Below are 1,417 nucleotides of genomic sequence, written 5' to 3'. Positions count from 1 at the left end.
GACTAACAATGGAGGTGCAGTTTTTTGCCTAAATTCAGTTTAGATGAGAAATTGGAGGCCATTCGTAGGTATCAAAGTGGTACTGAGGGAGTCAAAAGTATTGCACAATCATTAGGGATGAATCATGAAGCTTTACGTATGTGGATTAGGCAATACGAATCTCACGGGGTAAAAGCTTTTGAAAAAACCTATACAGCTTACTCCACGGCATATAAACTAGACGTACTCAACTATATGAACGAGAATGGGACGTCTCCGAATGAAGCAGCTGTCATTTTCAAAATTTCTTCACCTGGAGTCATTAGGAAATGGCGTAGTCAATTCAATGAACATGGAATAGACGCCCTGAATTCAAAGAAAAAGGGGCGTCCACGCATGACAGATAAGAATAAAAACCTCACAAAGAAGCAAGAACCTGCCAAGGATTCAATGGAGGCTCTACAAGCTGAATTAGAACGTTTGCGTATGGAAAACGCCTATTTAAAAAAGTTGAATGCCTTAGTTCAAAACAAGGAAAAATCACCAAACAAGACAAAGCGCAAGTCGTCTATGAATTAAGGCATGAGTTCCCGGTGGTTGCATTACTAAAGCTCGCTGAAGTCAAACGTAGCACCTTTTATTATTGGGTCAAACAGTTGGGTAAGCCAGATCCAGACGCGGGTCTGAAACTCCTTATCCAATCTATTTACGAGGAACATCAGGGGCGCTATGGCTATCGTCGTATCCGTGACGAACTATTTAATCGGGGGCGCCGAGTTAATCATAAGAAAGTGCAGCGTATTATGGTCGAATTAGGCTTGAAATCGGTAGTGCGTATGAAGAAATATCGTTCCTATAAGGGATCAGTAGGTAAAGTTGCACCCAATGTACTCGATCGTAATTTTCATTCAGGCAAGCCAAACGAGAAATGGGTTACCGATATTACGGAATTTAAGTTGTTTGGAGAAAAGCTTTATGTATCCCCTGTTTTAGACTTGTTTAACGGTGAAATAATCACCTACACAGTAGGGGCTCGCCCCACTTATTCCTTAGTCTCCGAGATGCTGAATGAGGCATTTAAACGCTTATCCGAAAAGGATAAACTGCTCCTGCATTCGGATCAAGGTTGGCACTACCAGATGAAGCAGTATCAACACGCTTTAAAGAAACAAGGAATTACCCAGAGCATGTCTCGTAAAGGAAATTGTTACGATAACGCTGTAATGGAAAACTTCTTTGGCATCATGAAGTCAGAGTTTCTTTATCTAAATAAGTTTGAAAGTGTAGATCACTTCAAGCAAGAACTAGAGCAATACATTAATTACTACAATCACAAGCGCATCAAGTCAAAATTAAAAGGCATGAGCCCGGTACAATACCGAGCTCATGCCCAACTGGTTGCATAAAAATAGTTGTCTAACTTTAAGGGGTCACTTCA

At 40.8% G+C, this 1,417-nt stretch carries 1 protein-coding gene; it reads left to right on the top strand.

Annotated features, from left to right (window positions below):
- Positions 1-24 precede the first annotated feature (24 nt).
- A protein-coding gene (locus ACUYLD_RS25410) for an IS3 family transposase (protein WP_446676224.1) occupies positions 25-1,385 on the top strand; the annotation gives its coding sequence in 2 pieces (ribosomal slippage) (positions 25-481 and positions 481-1,385; 1,362 coding nt in all).
- Positions 1,386-1,417 lie beyond the last annotated feature (32 nt).

It is taken from the genome of Paenibacillus sp. SER-28 (assembly GCF_052906305.1).
This window is presented reverse-complemented; position numbering and strand designations above follow the sequence as displayed.